The 16,568-nt window shown below is 73.7% G+C and carries 12 protein-coding genes; 11 read left to right on the top strand and 1 reads right to left on the bottom strand.

The window, feature by feature from the left end; all coding sequences use genetic code 11:
* Positions 1-207: 207 nt before the first annotated feature.
* The 11 genes from ABT238_RS25430 to ABT238_RS25380 all read left to right on the top strand — a co-directional run bounded on the left by ABT238_RS25430 (position 208) and on the right by ABT238_RS25380 (position 14,882).
* Entirely contained in the window at positions 208-1,866 is a 1,659-nt protein-coding gene (locus ABT238_RS25430) for a sensor histidine kinase (RefSeq protein ID WP_350569066.1), read from the top strand.
* Complete coding sequence (locus ABT238_RS25425) at positions 1,863-2,309, top strand: roadblock/LC7 domain-containing protein (RefSeq protein WP_350569065.1); 447 nt, start codon at positions 1,863-1,865, stop codon at positions 2,307-2,309. Before ABT238_RS25430 ends, ABT238_RS25425 begins: the two co-directional genes overlap by 4 nt.
* Positions 2,306-2,695, top strand: a complete 390-nt coding sequence (locus ABT238_RS25420; RefSeq protein WP_350569063.1) for a DUF742 domain-containing protein — start codon at positions 2,306-2,308, stop codon at positions 2,693-2,695. Before ABT238_RS25425 ends, ABT238_RS25420 begins: the two co-directional genes overlap by 4 nt.
* Positions 2,676-3,353: a GTP-binding protein gene (locus ABT238_RS25415; RefSeq protein ID WP_350569061.1), complete on the top strand. Its 678-nt coding sequence runs from the start codon at positions 2,676-2,678 to the stop codon at positions 3,351-3,353. The genes ABT238_RS25420 and ABT238_RS25415 overlap by 20 nt, the downstream gene beginning before the upstream one ends.
* Positions 3,350-4,594 carry a cytochrome P450 gene (locus ABT238_RS25410; RefSeq protein ID WP_350569060.1) on the top strand — a complete coding sequence of 415 codons (1,245 nt, stop codon included), beginning with the start codon at positions 3,350-3,352 and terminating at the stop codon, positions 4,592-4,594. Before ABT238_RS25415 ends, ABT238_RS25410 begins: the two co-directional genes overlap by 4 nt.
* A 59-nt stretch (positions 4,595-4,653) precedes the next feature.
* On the top strand, positions 4,654-5,865 hold the full coding sequence (locus ABT238_RS25405; RefSeq protein ID WP_350792282.1) for a cytochrome P450 family protein: 1,212 nt from the start codon (positions 4,654-4,656) through the stop codon (positions 5,863-5,865).
* 272 nt (positions 5,866-6,137) lie between these two features.
* On the top strand, positions 6,138-7,577 hold the full coding sequence (locus ABT238_RS25400) for an ABC transporter substrate-binding protein (RefSeq protein ID WP_350569057.1): 1,440 nt from the start codon (positions 6,138-6,140) through the stop codon (positions 7,575-7,577).
* A 178-nt stretch (positions 7,578-7,755) separates the two neighbouring features.
* Entirely contained in the window at positions 7,756-8,748 is a 993-nt protein-coding gene (locus ABT238_RS25395) for a carbohydrate ABC transporter permease (protein ID WP_350792255.1), read from the top strand.
* Positions 8,745-9,662 carry a carbohydrate ABC transporter permease gene (locus ABT238_RS25390; protein WP_350569053.1) on the top strand — a complete coding sequence of 306 codons (918 nt, stop codon included), beginning with the start codon at positions 8,745-8,747 and terminating at the stop codon, positions 9,660-9,662. Before ABT238_RS25395 ends, ABT238_RS25390 begins: the two co-directional genes overlap by 4 nt.
* Before the next feature lie 171 nt (positions 9,663-9,833).
* Complete coding sequence (locus ABT238_RS25385; RefSeq protein WP_350792230.1) at positions 9,834-13,028, top strand: Ig-like domain-containing protein; 3,195 nt, start codon at positions 9,834-9,836, stop codon at positions 13,026-13,028.
* Between the two features lie 231 nt (positions 13,029-13,259).
* Positions 13,260-14,882 carry a DUF4153 domain-containing protein gene (locus ABT238_RS25380; RefSeq protein ID WP_350792219.1) on the top strand — a complete coding sequence of 541 codons (1,623 nt, stop codon included), beginning with the start codon at positions 13,260-13,262 and terminating at the stop codon, positions 14,880-14,882.
* Between the two features lie 95 nt (positions 14,883-14,977).
* Here ABT238_RS25380 and ABT238_RS25375 read toward each other — a convergent pair whose 3' ends face one another.
* Positions 14,978-16,516 carry an MFS transporter gene (locus ABT238_RS25375; RefSeq protein WP_502884332.1) on the bottom strand — a complete coding sequence of 513 codons (1,539 nt, stop codon included), beginning with the start codon at positions 16,514-16,516 and terminating at the stop codon, positions 14,978-14,980.
* Positions 16,517-16,568: the final 52 nt, after the last annotated feature.

Below are 16,568 nucleotides of genomic sequence, written 5' to 3'. Positions count from 1 at the left end.
GAGGGTGGCGGCGGGGTGCCGGGAACGGGGTGAAGTGGTATACGGAGCGTTGCGGGAGGAGACTGACCGTCAACTTGTCGGTTGAGAGCACCGTCTGAATGGATATGATCGGCCGACTGCGTGAACCGAAACACCGCCCGGAGACGTTCCACGACGTCGGCCGGGCGGTCGCGCATTCGCCCGACTTCTGCCGAGGACACCGCACCGATGACAGGACCCACCAGCCCCGACGGCGGGCCGCGCCGTCGACCCGATGTGCGCACCAAGGCCCTGACGGCGGCGGCCGCCCTGCTGGCGGCGGTGGCCGGGCCGGTCGGGGTCACGCGGGCGATCGACGCCGGCCAGCCGCTGACCGCGGGCGCCGTGGCGGCGGTCACGGCGCTCTGGCTGATCGCCGTCTGGCAGGCCGGGAGCGCCACCGAGCGGGCCCGGCGGCTGGAGACCGAGCTGGCCGGGAACGACGAGGAGGCCATGACGGCGCTGGTCGTCGCCGGCGCGGCCAAGCAGGCCGAGACGGCCGCCAAGGCGCGGGCCGCCGCCGCGGAGGCCGAGCGGGACGAGGCGCGCACCGCGCTCGGGCGCGCCGAGGAGGAGGTCACCGCCGCCCGTGCGGAGGCGGCCCGGGCCCGGGCGGAGGCCGAGGCGGAGCGCGCCGAGCGGGCCGCCCTGGACCGGCTGGCCGACGAGGTGCTGCCCGAGCTGGTGAAGCGGCTGCGCGGCGGCGCGACCGTGGACGGCGCGCTGGCCGCCCACCGCGAGCACCCCCAGCGCGCGCTGCTGCGCGCCGTCGCCGAGGAGATCGGCCGCGGCGAGAAGCTGCGGGCCGCCGCGCTGGCGGTCTGCGCGACCGCCGCCGGCCGGGTCCAGGCGCTCGCCACGAGCATGCACGCGGAGCTGCGCGAGATGCAGCACCGGCACGACGAGGAGGTCCTCGGCGATCTGCTGAGCCTGGACCACTCCACCGCCCAGGCCGGCCGGATGGCCGACAGCATCGCGGTGCTCACCGGCGCCCGCTCCGGCCGGCGCTGGGGCAAGCCGATCCCGGTGGAGTCGGTGCTGCGCGGCGCGCTCGGCCGGATCGGGGCCTACCAGCGGGTGCGGCTGCACAGCGCGAGCACCGCCGCGGTGGCCGGGTTCGCCGCCGAGGGCGTGATGCACGCGCTGGCCGAACTGCTGGACAACGCGGCCACCTTCTCCGCCCCGCCGGCCGAGGTGCACGTCTACGTCGAGGAGGTGCCGGCCGGTCTGGCGATCACCGTCGAGGACAGCGGCCTGGGCCTGAGCGACAGCTGGCTGCGCCGCGCCGAACGGGCCGTCTCGGCCGAGCCGCTGGACCTCACCACGCTGTCGGCGGGCACCCGGATCGGCCTCGCGGTGGTCGGCGTGCTGGCCCGCAAGCACGGGCTGCAGATCTCCTTCCGGCCCTCGGCGCGCGGCGGTACCGGCGTGGTGATGCTGATCCCGCAGCAGCTGATCACCCACCCCGCGCCCGACCCGGCGGCCGTTTCCGCACCCGCCGAGCGGACCGCCCGGCCCGTCCCGGGCGCCGCGCGCCCCGCGCTCACCCCCGCCCGTCCGGCGTCCGCCGTTCCCGCCGCGCCGGTGACGGACAGCGGACTGCCGCAGCGCCGCCGCGGTCAGACGCTCGGCTCGGCCGCCCCCGCGGCAGCCCCGGCCGAGCGGCCCGCCCGCCCCGGCGCGGCGGACGCCGCCGCCCGGTTCGGCGCCTTCCGCCGGGCCGCCCGGCCGGCCGCGGACCGTCCGCCGGCCGGGGACACCGCCCCGGCCGAGGACACCCCGGGCACCCGGTCCGCCACCGACCCCGCGTCCGACGTATCCCCCGTCACCGAGAAGGACTCCCGATGAGCAGTGCCACCGACCGCGACCTCGACTGGCTGTTGGAGAACCTGCTGACCAACACGCCCGGCACCCGGCACGCCCTGGTGCTCTCCGCCGACGGCCTCAAGCTCTGCCACACCGCCGGCCTCGGCAACGACCGGGCCGACCAGCTCGCCGCCATCGCCTCCGGCCTGCAGAGCCTGGCGCACGGCGCCTCCATCGAGTTCGGCGACGGCACCGGCGGGGTGCGGCAGTCGATGACCGAGTTCCACGGCGGCGTGCTGTGCATCGTCGCGGCCGGCGAGGGCGCCCACCTCGCCGTGGTCACCGACGAGGACGCCGACGTGGGCGTGGTCGGCCACAACATGCACGGGCTGATCGAGCAGATCGGCGTCCACCTCAGCGCCCCGGCCCGGGAGGACGGCGCGGGCGCCGGGGCCCCGGCCGCCGACGGGAGCGCCCGGGCATGAGCGGGGGCGGGGGGAACACCGACGGGCGTCCGGTCGTGCCGGGCCGGGACGACGACCCGGACCGCCTGTACACCATCACCAGGGGCCGCAGCCGGGCCCCGGAGAACGCCTTCGACCTGGTCACGCTGATCGTCGCCGAGCAGGCGCCGGCGTCGGGCATGCAGTCGGAGCACGCGCGCATCCTGCGGATGTGCGAGGCGCCGACCGCCGTGGTGGAGCTCGCCGCGGAGCTGGCGCTGCCGGTGTCGGTGGTGAAGATCCTCCTCGGCGACCTGCTGGAGGCCGGGTCGATCACCGCCCGCCACCCCCGGTTCGCACCGACCAGGGCCCGGCTGCCCGATCTCGACACGCTGAAGCAGGTACTGCATGGACTCCAACAGCTCTGAGGGCCGGGACGTGCCGGGGACCGGGCGCACGCCGCTGCGCCGCACCGCCGACAACGCGCTGAAGATCGTCGTGGTCGGCGGTTTCGGCGTGGGCAAGACCACCCTGGTCGGCGCGGTCAGCGAGATCCGTCCGCTGAACACCGAGGAGATCATGACCAGGGCCGGTGAGGGGATCGACGACCCCGCCGGCGCCTGGGGCAAGCGGTCGACCACGGTGGCCTTCGACTTCGGCCGGATCACCCTCTCCGCCAGCCAGGTGCTGTACCTGTTCGGCGCGCCGGGACAGGAGCGGTTCTGGTTCCTCTGGGACCGGCTGTTCACCGGCGCCCTGGGCGCGGTCGTGCTGGTGGACACCCGGCGGCTGGAGGACTCCTGGTACGCCATCGACCGGCTGGAGCACCACGGCACCCCGTTCGTCGTCGCCCGCAACAACTTCGGCGAGCCGACCCACACCCTGGCGCAGGTCCGCGAGGCGCTCGACCTGTCGCCCGGGGTGCCGCTGCTGGACTGCGACGCCCGCGACCGGGCGTCCGGCAAGCGGGTGCTGATCGAGCTGGTCCGCCATCTGACCGCCCGGGTCGAGGCCGGGGCGGCGGGCGCCCCCGCCGCCGGCGCGGCCGACCCCGTCCGTGACGTCCTTGAGGAGAGCACCCCGTGACCGAGCCCGCCGCCACCCCGCCGCCGGGCTGCCCGGCGCACGCCGGTGCCGTCCCGCTGTACGGGCCGCGCTTCCAGACCGACCCCTCCCAGGTCTACCGCGAGATGCGGGCCGCCCACGGCCCGGTCGCCCCGGTCGAGCTGGCCGGCGGCGTGCCGGCCTGGCTGGTGATCGGCTACCGCGAACTCCAGCTGGTGACCGGTCAGCCGCAGCTGTTCGGCCGGGACTCCGCCCGCTGGACGGGCTGGTCGGCGATCCCGGAGGACTGGCCGCTGAAGCCGATGATGGCCCCGGTGCCGTCGATCCTCTACACCGAGGGCGAGGAGCACGTCCGGCGCTCGAAGGCGGTCACCGACGCGCTGGCCGCCGTGGACCCGTACGAGCTGCGCAAGCACTGCGAGGAACTGGCCGACCGGCTGATCGACGGGTTCGCCGGCCGCGGCGAGGCGGACCTGGTCGCGGAGTACGCGCACCGGCTGCCGCTGCTGGTGCTCTGCCGGGTGCTCGGGCTGAGCGAGGAACGGGCGCCGGTGCTCATCGAGAGCCTGCTGACCATGCTGGACGGCGGTCCGGACGCGCCGGCCGGCGCGCAGCGGCTGCTCGCGGTGATGCTGGAGCTGGTGGAGGAGAAGGTCCGGTACCCGGGCGACGACATCGCCTCGCGGATGCTGGCGCACCCGGCCGGCCTGACCCACGAGGAGGTCATGCGGGACCTGCGGGTGCTGCTGATCGCCGGTCACCAGCCGTCCTCGTACTGGGTCTCCAACGCGCTGCGGCTGATGCTGACCGACGAGCGGTTCGCCGCCTCGCTGTCCGGCGGGCGGCGCAGCATCAGCCAGGCGCTGAACGAGGCGCTCTGGGAGGACACCCCGACGCAGATCTTCGCCGGCCGCTGGGCGGTGCGGGACACCCGGCTCGGCGGGCAGCGGATCGCCGCCGGGGACATGCTGCTGCTGGGCTTCGCGGGCGCCAACGCGGACCCGTCGGTGCGCCGGCCGGACGGGCGCCCGGCCGAGGGCAACCGGGCGTACCTGAGCTACTCGTACGGCGAGCACGGCTGCCCGTTCCCGGCCCAGGAGGCGGCCGAGGTGATCGCGACGACGGCGGTCGAGGTGCTGCTGGACCGGCTGCCGGACCTGCGGCTGGCGGTGGCCGAGCACGCGCTGGTGTGGCGGCCGTCGGCCTGGGTGCGCGGGTTGGTGGCGCTGCCGGTGTCGTTCACCCCGGGGTACGCGGGCTGACCCGCGAGCGCGGCAGGACGAGCCCCCCTGGACCCCGAAGCGAAGGAGATCCTCAAGCGATGACCGCCCCTGCCCCGATCGCCCTCGACCCGCTGGCGCGGGACAACGCCGCCGAGGGCGCGCTGCTACGCGCCGCCGGCCCGGTGGTACCGGTGGAACTGCCCGGCGGTGTCGCCGCCTGGGCGGTGACCCGGCACGCGGCCGCCCGTGAACTGCTGACCGATGCCCGGCTGGTGAAGGACGCCCGGCACTGGGCGGCGTACCGGCGCGGCGAGGTGCCGACGACCTGGCCGCTGATCGGCCTCGCGGTGCCGGGCCCGAGCATGGTGACCACCGACGGTGCCGAGCACCGCCGGCTGCGCGCCCTGGTGGCGCACGCGTTCACCCCGCGCCAGGTGGAGCTGATGCGCCCGCGGGTCGCGGCGATCACCGGCGGGCTGCTGGACGGCCTGGCGGCGGGGGAGCCGGTGGTGGACCTGAAGTCCGCCTTCGCCTTCCCGCTGCCGATGACGGTGATCTGCTCGCTTCTGGGCGTGCCCGAGTCGGAGCACGCCCACCTGCGGGACCTCTACGAGCGGTTCTTCGGCGCCCGGCCGAACCCGGAGGGCATCCAGGCGACCATCGCCGGGCTGAACGCCTTCGTCAACGGCCTGGTGGCGCGGCGCCGGGCGACCCCCGGCGACGACCTGACGAGCGTGCTGCTGCTGGCCGACGCGGAGGGCGGGGCGCTGACCGACGCCGAGGCGGCGGCCACCCTGCGGGTGATCATCGCGGCGGGCCACGAGACCACGGTGAACCTGATCGGCAACGCGGTGCGGGCGCTGCTCTCCCACCCGGACCAGCTGGCGCTGGTGCGGGAGGGGAAGGTCGGCTGGGACGCGGTGGTGGAGGAGTCGCTCCGCTGGACGCCGCCGACCAGCAACTTCCTGTTCCGCTTCGCCGCCGAGGACGTGCCGGTCGGGGACGCGGTGATCCCCCGGGGCGAGCCGGTGCTGATCTCGTACAACGCGATCGGCCGGGACCCGGCGCAGCACGGGGTGACCGCCGAGCTGTTCGACGTCACCCGGGATCCGATCCGGCACCTGTCCTTCGGCCACGGTCCGCACGTCTGCCCGGGCTCGCCGCTGGCCCGGCTGGAGGCGGGGATCGCGCTGCCGGCGCTGTTCGAGCGGTTCCCGGGGCTGTCCCTCGCGGTGCCGGACGAGGAGCTGCGGCCGAGCGGCTCGCTGGTGGTGAACGCGCTGAAGGAGATTCCGGTCCGGCTCTTCTGAGGAAGAATCGTTTCTTCGCAGAGTGGAGCCGTCGTCGCCCGGCCCCCGTTCGGCCCCGTCCGGTCCTTCCGGGCGGGGCCGTCGGCGTCCTGGGTCACAACTGGGGCACGCGGGAGTGAAGGGCGGGTCCGGACCTTGGCGACAGGTGGCCGCTGCGTTAACGTCTTTGGATCGGCCGGCCGCCGCGTCCATGACGAATGTCCAACTCCTGTACAGCGCATTGTCGTTCCGTCGTACAGCCGAGCGCTCACGCCCTGGCGAGGAGGACCGCGTTGACTCCCACCCCGACCGTGCCGTCCACGACCGAGCCCGTACCGCCCGCTTCCCGCGCACCACAGGCCGCCCGTCGGCGCAGACGCCGCCCGCTCGCCGCGGTGGCGCTGCTGGCCGCCGCGGCGCTGACCGCGGCCTGCTCCAACAGTTCGGACAGCTCCGGGAGTTCGGGGGGTTCGGGAGACGCCGGCCAGACCCTGTCCGGGGACTGCGCCAAGTACCAGCCGTACGCCGGGCACGCCGGCAAGACGGTGACGATCTTCGCCTCGATCCTCAGTCCGGAGTCGGACAACCTGGAGAAGTCCTGGGCGGAGTTCAGCAAGTGCACCGCCATCAAGATCAGTTACGAGGGCAGCAACGACTTCGAGTCCCAGCTGCCGGTGCGGGTGAGCGGCGGCAACGCCCCGGACTTCGCGATCATTCCGCAGCCCGGCCTGCTGGCGCAGATGGTCAAGAGCGGCAAGGTGGCCAAGCCGCCGGCGCAGACCGTCGCCAACCAGGAGAAGTGGAGCCCGGTCTGGAAGACCTACGGCTCGGTCAACGGCACCTTCTACGCCGCGCCGATGAGCGCCAACATGAAGTCCCTGGTCTGGTACTCGCCCAAGGCGTTCAAGCAGGCCGGCTACGCCGCCCCCAAGACCTGGGCCGACCTGATGGCGCTCAGCGACCGGATCGCCAAGGCGGGCGGCGGCAAGCCCTGGTGCGGCGGCATCGCCTCCGGCACGGCCACCGGCTGGCCGGCCACCGACTGGCTGGAGGAGGTGGTCCTCGGCTCGTACGGCGGTGAGGTGTACGACCAGTGGGTGAACCACCAGGTGAAGTTCTCCGACCCGAAGATCGCCGCGGCGATGAAGACGGTCGCCGACTGGATGCAGAACCCGGCCTGGGTGAACGGCGGTTACGGTGACGTGAAGTCGATCGCCACCACGACCTTCCAGGACGCGGGCGCGCCGATCCTCAGCGGCAAGTGCTTCATGCTCCAGCAGGCGTCCTTCTACAAGGCGCAGTGGCCCAAGGACACCAAGATCGGCCCGGAGGGGGACATCTTCGCCTTCCAGTTGCCCGCGGTGAACCCGTCGGTGGCCAGCCCGGTGGAGGGCGGCGGGGAGTTCCTCACCGCGTTCGCGAGCCGGCCCGAGGTGCAGGCGGTGCAGAACTACCTGTCCAGCAGCGACTGGGCGAGCAGCCGGGTGCGGACCGCGACCGGCTGGGTTTCGGCCAACCAGGGCGTGGACAAGAGCCTGTACACCGATCAGATCGACCGGCTCTCCGCCGACGCGCTCACCGACCCGGCGGCGACGTTCCGGTTCGACGGGTCGGACCTGATGCCGGCCGCGGTCGGTGCCGGGCAGGAGTGGAAGTCGCTCACCGCCTGGTTCGCCGAGGGCCAGTCGATCCAGAAGACCGCCGCGGACATCGACGCCGCCTGGCCGCAGTAAGGGCGCACGCCGTCGCGCCGGCGGCGCGCCGCAGGACCACCTGCCGAAGGGCGGTGCGGGGCCACCCACCCGCACCGCCCACCCCTCGCCGACCCGCTCCGCACCGCGCGCGGGGAGGCACCGCTTGCGCATGTCCCGGTTCCCCGTTCCGCCCTCCGTTGGGAAAGGACGTCCCGCCATGTCCCTCTCCGCCGGCGCCTGGGGCGACGCGATGGTCAAGTTCGGCAACAGCTTCGGAGCGATCGCCGGCTTCCTCGGCATCCTGTTGCTGGTCTTCCTGGTCGCCGGCCGCGCCTCCGGCCGGATCGCCCGCCCGCTGGCCGTGCTGGTGCTGCTCGGCCCGGCGCTGGTGCTGCTGCTGGTCGGCCTCGTCGCTCCACTGGTCCGCACGGTCTACCTGAGCCTCTACAGCGACGACAGCAGCCGCTTCGTCGGCGGCGAGAACTTCGGCTGGGCGCTCACCAGCGACTCGGTGCGCGACGTGCTGGTCAACACCCTGCTCTGGCTGGTGATCGCCCCGCTGGCGGCCACCGGGCTGGGACTCGTCCTGGCCCTGCTGGTGGACCGGATGCGCGGCCAGGCGCTCTACAAATCGCTGATCTTCATGCCGATGGCGATCTCGCTGGTCGGCGCCTCGATCATCTTCAAGTTCGTCTACGAGTCGCGCGATCCCTCGCAGAAGCAGATCGGCCTGCTCAGCCAGCTGGCGATCGCGCTCGGCTGGGACGATCCGCCGAACTGGATGCTCTCCCAGCCGCTCAACACCTTCCTGCTGATGGCCGTCATGGTGTGGGTGCAGACCGGCTTCGCGATGGTCGTCCTCTCGGCGGCCATCAAGGCGATCCCGGACGAGGTCACCGAGGCGGCCCGGCTGGACGGCGCCCGGGGCGTGCGGCTGTTCTGGTACGTCACCGTGCCGATGATCCGCACCACGATGGTGGTGGTGCTGACCACGGTGATGATCACCACCCTGAAGGCCTTCGACATCGTCCGCACCATGACCGGCGGCAACTTCGGCACCCAGGTGCTGGCCAACGAGATGTACTCGCAGTCCTTCGTCCAGTTCAACACCGGGCGGGGCAGCGCGCTGGCGGTGATCCTCTTCCTCGCGGTGCTGCCACTGGTGGCCTACAACATCCTCCAGCTGCGCAAGGAGCGTGCGGTCCGATGAGCGTACGGCGCGACGGCAACGCCGTCCGGAAGGCCTTCTCCTCCCCGCTCGCCTCGGTCTTCGTGATCGCGGTGACGGTGCTGTGGACCCTCCCCACCGTCGGGCTGCTGGTCACCTCGCTGCGCCCGAAGCAGGACGTCACCGCCGACGGCTGGTGGAACGCCCTGCTCCACCCCGACCTCGGCCTGGACAACTACCACACGGTGCTGTTCGAGGGCGGCTCCGGCGTCTCGACCGGTCTGATGCCCTTCCTGGTGAACTCGCTGGCGATCAGCGTGCCGGCCACCCTGTTCCCGCTGGCGCTGGCGGCGATGGCCGCGTACGCCCTGGCCTGGGTGCGGTTCCGGGGCAGCGACACGCTGTTCTTCGTGGTCTTCGCGCTCCAGGTGGTGCCGCTGCAGATGGCGCTGATCCCGCTGCTCCAGCTGTTCTCGGGCGGGGCGCACCTGGGTTCGCTGACCCTGCTGCCGGCGCTGGACCTCAAGGGCACCTACGCGCCGGTCTGGCTGGCGCACACCATGTTCGCGCTGCCGCTGGCGATCTTCCTGCTGCACAACTTCATCGCCCAGCTGCCGCGCGACCTCATGGAGGCGGCGGTGGTGGACGGCGCCTCGCACTTCAAGATCTTCCGGTCCATCGTGCTGCCGCTCTGCACGCCCGCGCTGGCCTCCTTCGCGATCTTCCAGTTCCTCTGGGTCTGGAACGACCTGCTGGTGGCGCTCACCTTCGCCGGCGGCACACCGGAGGTGGCGCCGATGACGGTCCGGCTGGCTCAGCTCTCCGGCTCCTTCGGCGGGCGGTGGGAACTGCTCACGGCGGGGGCGTTCCTGTCGATCGTGATCCCGCTGGGGGTGTTCTTCGCGCTCCAGCGGTACTTCGTGCGAGGCCTGCTGGCGGGTTCGGTCAAGGGGTGAGCCCGGTCAAGGGGTGAGCCCGGTCCGGCCGGGAGCCGGGGTGGCTTTTGCCGGGGGAACGTCGGGGTTCACGCCGTTCGGCGGCGAATGCGGCGGTTCCGTGGACAGGGTCGGCGGCCAACCGGTACACCGTTGGGGGGAGTTGGCCGAGACGGCACAGGGGGGGCGGTCATGGCGGACACGGACACCGGCACACCCGCACGGGCGGGTACGAGCGAGGGCAGGGGCGGCCGGGGGTGGTGGCGGCGGGCCGTGGGCCTGCTGGCGGCCCTCGCCGCGGCGGCGGCGCTGGCCGGCGGGCCGGGCGCGCCCCCGGCGGCGGCCGCCACGGCGACCCTGGGCAGCACCGAGCCCGGCACCGCCACCGACTCCGCGGACTCCCACCACCTCAACGCCTCGCGCTACGTGACCGGTTCGTCCGGCGGCACGGTCAGCAGCATCTCGGTGTACGTGGACAGCGTGGACGCCGCGCCGAACAACCGGTTCCAGACGGCGATCTACCGGGACAACGGCGGCAGCCCGGGGGCCCTGCTGGCGAGCAGTGACACCGCGACCCTCACCGGGCCGGGCTGGAACAGCGTCCCGGTGGCGGCCACCCTGGCCGCCGACACCCCCTACTGGCTGGCCTACAACACCAACGGCTCCGGCCCGGCCGTCAACAACCTGCGCTACCGCCCGGGCGGCACCAGCGCCTACAACGGCGGTCAGGCGTTCGGCAGTTGGCCGGCCACCGCGGGCGCGGTCACCACCGCCGCCGTGAGCTTCTCGATCCACGCCACGTACACCGCCGAGGTGGCCCCGCCGGCCCCGGCCCCGGGCGCCGGACCGGGCGCGGAGGGCCCGATCCTGCTGGTCACCAGCCAGGCCAACCCGTACACCCGCTACCTGGCGGAGATCCTCAAGGCGGAGGGCCTGAACGCCTACCGCCAGGTGGACATCTCGGCCGTCACCGCGGCGGTGCTGGCCTCCGCCGACGTGGTGCTGCTCGGCGAGATGCCGCTCACCGCCGCCCAGGCGAACCTGTTCGGCAGCTGGACCAACGGCGGCGGCCGGCTGGTGGCGATGCGCCCGGACAAGCAGCTCGCGCCGCTGTTCGGACTCACCCCGGCGGCCGGCACCCGCGCCGACGCCTACCTCAGGGTGAACACCGGCGCCGCGCCCGGCGCGGGGATCACCGGCGAGACCATGGGCTACCACGGCGCCGCCGACCTCTACACGCTGAACGGGGCCACCGCCGTCGCCACCCTCTACGAGGACGCGGCGACCGCGACCGCCAACCCGGCCGTCACCCTGCGCGCGGCCGGCAGCGGCCGGGCCGCCGCGTTCAGCTACGACCTGGCCAGGTCGGTGGTGCTGACCCGCCAGGGCAACCCCGCCTGGGCCGGCCAGCAGCGCGACGGCGTCGACGGCTACCAGGCCAGCGAGATGTTCTTCGGCACGGGCGGCCAGCCGGACTGGAACGACCTCGACAAGGCGCTGATCCCGATCGCCGACGAGCAGCAGCGGCTGCTCGCCAACCTGCTCACCCAGCTGGCCTCCCACGACAAGCCGCTGCCCCGGTTCTGGTACTTCCCGCGCGACGTCAAGGCCGTCGTGGTGATGACCGGCGACGACCACGGCGTCGGCGGCACGGCCGGCCGCTGGGACGGCTACCTCGCGCAGAGCCCGCCGGGCTGCTCCGTCGCCAACTGGGAGTGCGTCCGGGGCTCCTCGTACGTCTACACGGACGACCCGCTCACCCCGGCCCAGGCCAAGGCGTACAGCGACCAGGGCTTCGAGATCGGCGTGCACGTCACCACCGACTGCCGCCCCTGGGGCAGCACCTCGGCGCTGCAGGGCCGCTACCGCGACCAGCTGGCCGCCTGGCGGGCCAAGTACCCGAACCTGCCGAACCCGTCGAGCAGCCGGACGCACTGCGTGGAGTGGGACGACTGGGCCACCCAGGCGAAGACCAAGCTGGCCAACGGGATCCGGCTGGACACCGACTACTACTTCTACCCGTCGAACTTCACCCAGGACCGGCCCGGTTACTTCAACGGCACGGCCCAGATCATGCGCTTCGCGGACACCGACGGCAGTGTGATCGACGAGTACCAGGCCACCACCCAGCTCACCGACGAGTCCGGCCAGACGTACCCGGACACCGTCACCACCCTGCTCGACGCCGCGTACGGCTCCCAGGGCTACTACGCGGCGCTGACCGCCAACCTCCACACCGACTTCGCGGCCTCCGCCGCCTCGGACGCGGTCGTCGCCGCCGCCAAGGCACGGGGCGTGCCGGTGGTGTCCGGCCGGCAGATGCTCACCTGGCTGGACGGGCGCAACGGCTCGGCGTACTCCGGGCTCTCCTGGCACCCGGGCGGGTCGGGCGGGGGCTCGCTGACCTTCGACATCACCGGCGGGGCCACCGGGCTGCGCGCCATGCTGCCGTTCGACGCGGCCTCCGGCACGCTCACCGGCATCACCTCCGGGGGCCGGCCGGTGCCGTACCGGATCGAGACGGTCAAGGGCGTGGCGTACGCGTTCTTCGACGGCGCGGTGGGTTCCTACACGGCCGAGTACGGCCACGACTCCACCGCGCCGACGGTGATCGGCACCACCCCGGCCGGCGGTGCGGAGGGGGTGGCGCCGGGGACGGCGGTGCGGTTCTCCTTCGGCGAGCCGCTGGACCCGGCGAGCGTGACCGGCGCCTCGGTCACCCTGCGGCCCTCGGCGGGCGGCGCGGCCGTCGCGGGGACGGTCGCCCACGACGCGGCCGCGAGCGGCGTGGTGTTCACCCCCGCCGCCCCGCTGGCGCTGACCACCGGGTACACCGCGACCGTCCAGGGCGTCCGGGACCTCGCCGGGAACGCGCTGGCGGGGCCCTACGCGTTCGCGTTCACCACCGGGGGAGCGGAGCCGCGCAGGATCGGCAACGCCACGGTCGGCTCGCTGATCGACGACACCGACTCCAACCACCTGAACGGCAGCCGGGTGACGACCGGCGCCGAACCGGTGCGGCTCACCGCGCTGAGCGTGCACGTCGGGCCGGTCGGCGCGGGGCCGAACGACCAGTACCAGCTGGCCGTCTACACGGACGCGGGCGGCTCGCCCGGGTCGCTGGTCGCCCGCACCGGGACCGGCACGCTGACCGCCAACGCGTGGAACTCGCTGCCGGTGGACCTCACGCTGAGCGCCGGCACCTCGTACTGGTTCGTCTACAACAGCAACGGGACGAGCTCCGCGGTCAACAACATGAACTACTCGACGGGTGCCGTCGGGCAGGGCGCGTACAGCAACACCGTGGTGCCGTTCGGGACGTGGCCGGCGGACTTCGGCCCGGCGGTGAAGGACGCGTTCCGCTACTCGCTGTACGGGACGTACTGACGCGGGAGCCCCGGGCCGACTCCGGTCCGGGGCGGTGCCCGGGCAGCGGACCCGGCTCTGTCACAGGGGTGTGACAGAGCCGGGCCGAACGTTTTTGAACCTGTTCAGAATGGTCTACAGTCGGCTTCGGCCGTGGTGCCCGGTGCTCTCGCCGGTCTGGTTCCGCGTGCCCGTCGGCGGACCGCCCGGAGGGTGGGTTCCGCACGCCCACCCGACCTCTGAGGGGGACCCATGTCCGGATTCAGCGCACCCGCGGCGGACGGAACGCCGCCCGGCGGTGCCGGGGGCGGACCGGGCCACGGTCCCGCCGCCGGGCCGTACCGGGCGCCCGGTACGCCCGCGCCGCAGCCGTTCGCCTGGCTGCGGCCCAGCGAGCCGGAGCGCAAGGCCCCGGCCACCGGCCGGACGGTGGCGGCGGCGGTGCTGACCGGTCTGCTCACGTCCTGGCTGCTGGCCGCCGGACTCGGCGTCAACCTGCTGCTCTGCGCCGCGTTCGCCGCCACCGGCGCCGGGATCGCCGCCCGCACGGCCGGCCGCCGCCCGCGCGTCTGGACCTTCGCGTGGAGCGCGCTCGCGCTCGCCCTGCTCGCCGTCCCGGCGCTCTGGGAGGCCGGCTGGCCGGTGCTGCTGAGCACGGTCTGGGCCGTCGGCCTGGCCTCCCTCGCGCTGCACGGCGGACGGCGCTGGAGCGGCGTCCTGCTCGCGCTGCCGGGCCTGCTCTGGCAACTCCTCCCGGGCCTGGTGTGGGCCCGGGGGGCCCTGCGCGGGCACGGCGCCGCCGGTCGCGGCCGGGCGGTCGCGGCGCTCAAGGGGGGCCTGGTGGCGGCCGTGCTGCTGGTCGTCTTCGGAGCCCTGTTCGCCGGCGCCGACGCGGCCATGGCCGACGTCCTCGGGAGTCTGGTGCCCAGCGTGGAGCTCGGCGAGTTCCCGCTCCGCGCGGTCCTGTTCGTCCTCGGCCTGACGACCGCGCTGGGCTTCGCCCACATCGCGGCCGGCCCGCGCCGCTGGGACCGCACGCCGGTCCGGCCGGGCCGGGCCAGGGGCCGGCTGGAGTGGGCGCTGCCGCTGGCCGCGCTGAACCTGATGTTCGGCGCCTTCGCCGTGGTGCAGGCGGTGGTGGTGCTCGGCGGCGGGGAGGCGGTGCTGGAGCGCACCGGGATGAGCCGCTCCGAGTACGCCCGGCAGGGCTTCTGGCAGCTGCTGGTGGTCACCGTGCTGACCCTGGTGGTCGTCGCGGTCGCCAAGCGCTGGGCGCCGCGCGCGACCGAGGCCGACCGCCGGCTGGCGCGGCTGCTGCTCGGCGCGCTCTGCCTGCTGACCCTGGTCGTGGTGGCCTCGGCGCTCGGGCGGATGTGGTTCTACGTGGACGCCTCCGGGCTGACCGTGCTGCGCCTGTGGGTGCTGGCCGTCGAGATCTGGCTGGGCGTGGTCTTCCTGCTGCTGATCACGGCGGGCCTGACGCCGTCGGCCGGCTGGCTGCCGCGCGCGGTGGTGCTCAGCGCGGCGCTGGCCGCCGCCGGGTACGGGCTGATCGGGCCGGACGCGCTGGTCGCGGAGCAGAACGTGGCCCGCTTCGAGCGGACCGGGACGATCGACCTGCGCAACGTCCGCAGCCTCTCGCCGGACGCCGTCCCGGCGCTGGACCGGCTGCCGGGGGACTACCGGACCTGCGCGCTGGGCGTCATCGCCGCCGGCCTGGAGCACGACGGTCCCACCCCCTGGTACGCCGGCAGCCTGGCGGGCGCGCGGGCCCGGGACATCCTCGCCGGGCGTCCGACGGCCGACCGCCTCGTGGACCGCGGGTACGCCTGTGACCGGGTCGGGCTGCGCCACGGCGAGGTCTTCGGGGGCTGAGCCCGGCGGGGACGGCAGGGGGCCGGCCGGGAGCAGAACGCTCCCGGCCGGCCCCGTGCCGTCCGTCCGCCCGCCCCCCACGGGCGGGCGGCCGGTCAGTGCATCGCGACACCGGCGGTGTCCGACGGCAGGTCGGCGGCCTTGGCCTTGACCACGACGGCGGCGACCACGAAGGCGACGACCGCCATCACGGCGCCCACGATGAAGCCGTGCGAGATGCCCTGCGCGAGCACCTCGTTGGCCGCGGTGGTGCCCTTGGGGAACTCGTGCTTCTCCGCCAGCCAGGCCTGTTGCTCCGGGGTGGCGGTGGCCAGGAAGCCGGGCAGCTGCGCCGCGCCCTCCTTGGTCGCGTAGTGCGCGAACACCGTGGTCAGGATCGACAGGCCGAGCGAACCGCCGATCTGCTGCATGGAGTTCAGCAGACCGGAGGCGGCGCCCGTCTCCTGGCCGGAGACGCCCGCGACGGCGAGCAGCATCACCGGGACGAAGACCAGGCCCATGCCGAAGCCGAAGACGACCGTGGGGCCGAGGATGCCGTCCACGTAGCCGCTGTCGGCGTCCATGAAGGTCAGCCAGCCGAGCCCGACGGCGACCAGCAGCGAGCCGCCCGCCATGAACGGCTTCGGGCCGTACTTGACCTGCAGGCTGGAGGCGAGCTGGGCGGCCACGATGATCGACGCGCTGATCGGCATGAACGCGAAGCCGGCCTTGAGCGGGCTGTAGTCCAGCGGACCCTGCACGAAGAGGGTGATGTAGAAGAAGATGCCGAACATGGCGGCGGCCAGGCAGAGCATCATCACCAGGCCGCCGGTGCGGTTGCGGTCGGCGAACAGCTTCAGCGGGGTGATCGGCTGCGCGGTGCGGGTCTCGATGACCACGAACGCGGCCAGCAGGATCAGGCCGGCGGCGAAGGAGCCGAGCGTCAGCCCGTCCGACCAGCCGTCCGACGCCGCGCGGATGAAGCCGTAGACCAGGCCGACCAGGCCGAGCGTCGAGGTGAGCGCGCCGGGCAGGTCGAAGCGGCCCGGGTGGCGCTCCGACTCGGCGATGAAGCGCGGCGCGGCGAACGCGATGAGGACGGCGATCGGCACGTTGACGAAGAACACCCAGCGCCAGTCGAGGTACTCGGTGAGCACACCGCCGGCCAGCAGGCCGATCGCGGCTCCCGAACCGGCCACCGCGGAGAACACGCCGAAGGCCCGGTTGCGTTCGGGCCCTTCGTCGAAGTTGGTGGCGATCAGCGCGAAGGCGGTCGGCGAGCAGATCGCGCCGCCGATGCCCTGGAGCGCGCGGGCGGCCAGCAGCATGCCGCCGTCCTGCGCGAAGCCGCCGAGCAGCGAGGCCAGGCCGAACAGCAGCGTGCCGGCGATGAAGACCCGGCGCCGGCCGAGGATGTCGCCCGCGCGCCCGCCGAGCAGCAGCAGGCCGCCGAAGGTCAGCGTGTAGGCGTTGATCACCCACGACAGGTTGGTGGTGGAGAAGTCCAGCGCGTCCCTGATCTGCGGCAGGGCGATGTTCACGATGGTGGCGTCGAGCACCACCATCAACTGCGAGGCCGCGATGACGGTCAGCGTGATGCCCTTGTTCGGGCTGCGGCCGCTTCGCGACGGGGTCTTGCTGAGCGTGTCGGAGATAGCCAAGTTGATGCCCCCTGCTGGCTATTGCTTCGTATGCTGCGGACCCTCG

The sequence above is a fragment of the Kitasatospora sp. NPDC001527 genome, assembly GCF_040298605.1.
Lineage (GTDB): Bacteria > Actinomycetota > Actinomycetes > Streptomycetales > Streptomycetaceae > Kitasatospora.
Note: the sequence above shows the minus strand (reverse complement) of the source record. Positions and strands in the feature narration are given on the sequence as shown.

What these genes read in the sequence shown, in the direction of transcription:
- ABT238_RS25420 (WP_350569063.1), top strand. Translation starts at nt 2,306, where the DNA reads ATGAGCGGGGGCGGGGGGAACACCGACGGGCGTCCGGTCGTGCCGGGC.
- ABT238_RS25425 (WP_350569065.1), top strand. Translation starts at nt 1,863, where the DNA reads ATGAGCAGTGCCACCGACCGCGACCTCGACTGGCTGTTGGAGAACCTG.
- ABT238_RS25380 (WP_350792219.1), top strand. Translation starts at nt 13,260, where the DNA reads ATGTCCGGATTCAGCGCACCCGCGGCGGACGGAACGCCGCCCGGCGGT.
- ABT238_RS25415 (WP_350569061.1), top strand. Translation starts at nt 2,676, where the DNA reads ATGGACTCCAACAGCTCTGAGGGCCGGGACGTGCCGGGGACCGGGCGC.
- ABT238_RS25430 (WP_350569066.1), top strand. Translation starts at nt 208, where the DNA reads ATGACAGGACCCACCAGCCCCGACGGCGGGCCGCGCCGTCGACCCGAT.
- ABT238_RS25390 (WP_350569053.1), top strand. Translation starts at nt 8,745, where the DNA reads ATGAGCGTACGGCGCGACGGCAACGCCGTCCGGAAGGCCTTCTCCTCC.
- ABT238_RS25395 (WP_350792255.1), top strand. Translation starts at nt 7,756, where the DNA reads ATGTCCCTCTCCGCCGGCGCCTGGGGCGACGCGATGGTCAAGTTCGGC.
- ABT238_RS25405 (WP_350792282.1), top strand. Translation starts at nt 4,654, where the DNA reads ATGACCGCCCCTGCCCCGATCGCCCTCGACCCGCTGGCGCGGGACAAC.
- ABT238_RS25385 (WP_350792230.1), top strand. Translation starts at nt 9,834, where the DNA reads ATGGCGGACACGGACACCGGCACACCCGCACGGGCGGGTACGAGCGAG.